The organism is Acinetobacter sp. AKBS16 (genome assembly GCF_002899995.1).
GTDB classification, from domain to species: domain Bacteria; phylum Pseudomonadota; class Gammaproteobacteria; order Pseudomonadales; family Moraxellaceae; genus Acinetobacter; species Acinetobacter baumannii.
Genome location: NZ_POYH01000091.1, coordinates 110,192 through 113,276 on the forward strand (window position 1 = coordinate 110,192; position 3,085 = coordinate 113,276).

Annotated in this window: 4 protein-coding genes and 1 pseudogene; 2 read left to right on the plus strand and 3 right to left on the minus strand. The window is 41.4% G+C overall.

Annotation, left to right across the window (positions count from 1 at the left end; genetic code table 11):
- A pseudogene (locus C1642_RS16805) lies at positions 1 to 386 on the plus strand (aromatic ring-hydroxylating dioxygenase subunit alpha); the annotation flags it as partial.
- 12 nt (positions 387 to 398) lie between these two features.
- A complete protein-coding gene (locus C1642_RS16810; protein WP_005129145.1) occupies positions 399 to 1,343 on the plus strand; it encodes a PDR/VanB family oxidoreductase in 945 nt (314 codons plus the stop codon).
- 41 nt (positions 1,344 to 1,384) lie between these two features.
- Here C1642_RS16810 and C1642_RS16815 read toward each other — a convergent pair whose 3' ends face one another.
- The 3 genes from C1642_RS16815 to C1642_RS16825 all read right to left on the minus strand — a co-directional run.
- Positions 1,385 to 2,077: a GntR family transcriptional regulator gene (locus C1642_RS16815; protein ID WP_103236612.1), complete on the minus strand. Its 693-nt coding sequence runs from the start codon at positions 2,075 to 2,077 to the stop codon at positions 1,385 to 1,387.
- 106 nt (positions 2,078 to 2,183) lie between these two features.
- Positions 2,184 to 2,642 carry a MarR family winged helix-turn-helix transcriptional regulator gene (locus C1642_RS16820; protein ID WP_103236613.1) on the minus strand — a complete coding sequence of 153 codons (459 nt, stop codon included), beginning with the start codon at positions 2,640 to 2,642 and terminating at the stop codon, positions 2,184 to 2,186.
- A 70-nt stretch (positions 2,643 to 2,712) separates the two neighbouring features.
- Positions 2,713 to 3,085, minus strand: a 373-nt coding sequence (locus C1642_RS16825) for an MFS transporter (protein WP_416202833.1), incomplete at its 5' end; no start/stop codon positions are given.

Below are 3,085 nucleotides of genomic sequence, written 5' to 3' on the forward strand. Positions count from 1 at the left end.
AAGTAGGTGTAGCGCATGCTGGACATGGTGGTTATCACGCACCGAAAGACAAAAAAGTGTCCTCAATTGTGGTCGATTTTATTACACCGGAAACTGAAACATCACATTGGTATTTCTGGGGAATGGCGCGTAACTTCCAGCCAGATAATGCTGAACTCACCGATCAAATTCGTGAAGGCCAAGGCAAAATCTTTACTGAAGATTTAGAAATGCTGGAGCAACAGCAGCAAAACATTTTAAACAATCCACATCGCAAGTTACTGATGCTCAATATCGACGCAGGTGGTGTCCAGTCCCGTAAGGTCATTGACCGACTCCTTGCCGAAGAAAATAAAACACCTCCTGAAACGTCCACACAGAAGTTTCCAAACATTCGGATTATTTAAAGGAGCATGAACATGGACGTTATCATTCAAAAAATTCACCAGCTCACCCCGACCATTCGTGCATTTGAATTGGTTGCAGCAAATGGTACAGAGCTGCCGAGTTTTGAAGCAGGTGCACACATTGATGTGCATCTGAAAAATGGCCTCACCCGTCAGTATTCTCTTTCAAACTGTTGCAGTGAAAAACATCGTTATGTCATTGGTGTTTTACATGATGCCAATTCACGCGGTGGTTCACGTTGTATCCATACTGAATATCGTGAAGGCGACCTCTTAAAAATTGGTGAGCCGCGTAATTTATTTGAAATTCACCCTCACACAAAAAAGGCGGTTTTATTTGCAGGCGGTATTGGGATTACCCCTATTTTGTCGATGGCGTATCGGCTTAAGTCGGCCAATATCCCTTTTGAATTACACTACTTTGTTCGCAGTCATGAAATGCTTGCCTTCTATGGCAATTTAACCGAGCACTTTGGTGACCAAGTCCATTTTCACATTCAAGATCAATCAGACACCGAATGTAATATGGCAGAGGCTTTGGGCCAAGCTTCACCTGATAAACATTTATATGTGTGTGGGCCTACAGGGTTTATGCAGTTTGTCATGAGCTCGGCTGAACAAGCTGGGTGGTATAGTGAACAGTTACATCAAGAACATTTTGTCGCTCAAAAGGTAGATACGTCCAACGATGAAGCTTTCACGATTGAAGTGAAAGGTACGGGCCGCCGAATTGAAGTATTGCCAGAGCAGACTGCAACAGAAGCATTAATTGCAAATGGTTTTGATATTCCTGTTTCATGTGAACAAGGCATTTGCGGTACCTGTATTACCCGCGTGGTAGAAGGTATACCTGATCATCGTGATCTATTTATGACTGATGAGGAGCATGCACTAAATGACCAATTTACGCCTTGTTGTTCTCGTGCAAAAACTAAACATCTTGTGATTGAGCTTTAATTCTGGAGTTCCTTTATTCAAAAATAAAGGAACTTTTCACTTTAAGCGCTGAGAACATTTCTTAGCGTTTCACCTAAAATCACCACACTACTGTGTTCGCGCATTAACGTTTCAGCACGCCCTGCCTGACGATGTACCAATGCATCGAAAATCGAACAATGCTGTAAATGCGCATAGTGCAAACGGCGATATTCCGATAAAGCTTGGTTCTGGTCATAGGTAATGGCTTGGGCAGAAGCCATTGGCAATTGGTTGTTTTTAGCCAACGCTTGGATGAGCGCAACGTTTTGCGCTCCCTCAATAATAGTGTCATGAAAGATGACATTAAAATGGTGATAACGTTCTAGCTCAGCATCACCAAACTCGTCTTTTTCATTAAATAGTTGTTCCGTTTCTTGAATGCAATGTTGCAACGTCTTTTTCTGATCTTCGCTTAAGCCTTGTTCGGCCAAAGTTTTCGCAGCCAACCCTTCAAGCACACCGCGCACTTCAAGTGCGTCATGCACCAGTTTTCCGGAAATTTCACGAACCGTGTAACCACGAGTTGGGTTTTTAATGAGGAGACCTTCTTGTTCGAGCAACCGAAAGGCTATACGAACAGGCTGGCGTGAAACACCAAGTAACTCGGCAGTAGGAATCTCGGCAATTCTGGCACCGCCTTCAAGTTCCCCTGAAATAATCATTTTTCTTAGTTTTAGTAAAACTTGTTGTCCTGAAGACATTCGTTGCCACACATCATCAAAAACGTCACTTCGATGCTAGCAAGTTCATTTGCAAAATGAAATCAATTTTCTGTGTGAATCAGTACTTAGCAATTTAACTCAACCTAAACAAACACACTTATTTAAAATTTTTAAGATTATTGACCATAATATCGAGGTTATTGCGAATTAAATAAGCCAAGTTAATATCAATGCCTTCAAGCATTTTTTCTTCGACTTTTAAAACCACTTCATTGCATTTATTTAACTTTTCAATCCCGCTTTTGGTCAGGGTAATTAAAATACGGCGGCCATGTGTCGGGTCCGGTTTTTTCTCAATCCAGCCATTCACCAGTAAATCTTGCAAAATTTTATTGGCAGATTGAGGCTTTATGAAAGAACGCTCAGCAAGCTTGGCATTGGATAAATTACTTTTTGAAGCTAAAACAGAAAGTGCGGTAAATTGCGGTAAGGTAATTTCAAGCTCTTTTAAATGTTCTGTTAAATGTTTACTAATAATTCGGTCAACACGAGCAATCATGTAACTTAACTTAGGCTCATCTTCTACTTTTTTTGGAACTAAATTCGAACGTACCATAACCTTTCAATCATCATAAGAAAATCTGTAGTGAAAGTATGAGGTTCTAACCCCATACTTTCGTTAAAACTTAGCGAGCACCTGAGCTTTGTACTAAATGTACAGGCTGTTTAGGTTTTTTGACAAGAAGTAATGCAGAGATCGCTGCAATTAAGATCACTGGAATACTTGAACCAATTACGATGGTCGAGCTTTGCCCAAGCGAGAGTAAAAAACCAGCCATTAAAGGTCCAGCAAACGAACCAATACGCCCGATTGCAACCGCAGCGCCAACTCCGGTTCCACGCATTTCGGTTGGATAATACATGGCAGCCAAACCATACAACGCCGATTGCCCACCCACAATGAATAAGCCACAACCCACTGCCGAAAGTGCAAGTAAAGCAACGGTTGGAGAAATTGCTAAACAGCATAGTGAGAATAAAATGCCGAGATAAATTAGC

What these genes read in the sequence shown, in the direction of transcription:
- C1642_RS16810 (WP_005129145.1), top strand. Translation starts at nt 399, where the DNA reads ATGGACGTTATCATTCAAAAAATTCACCAGCTCACCCCGACCATTCGT.
- C1642_RS16820 (WP_103236613.1), bottom strand. Translation starts at nt 2,642, where the DNA reads ATGGTACGTTCGAATTTAGTTCCAAAAAAAGTAGAAGATGAGCCTAAG.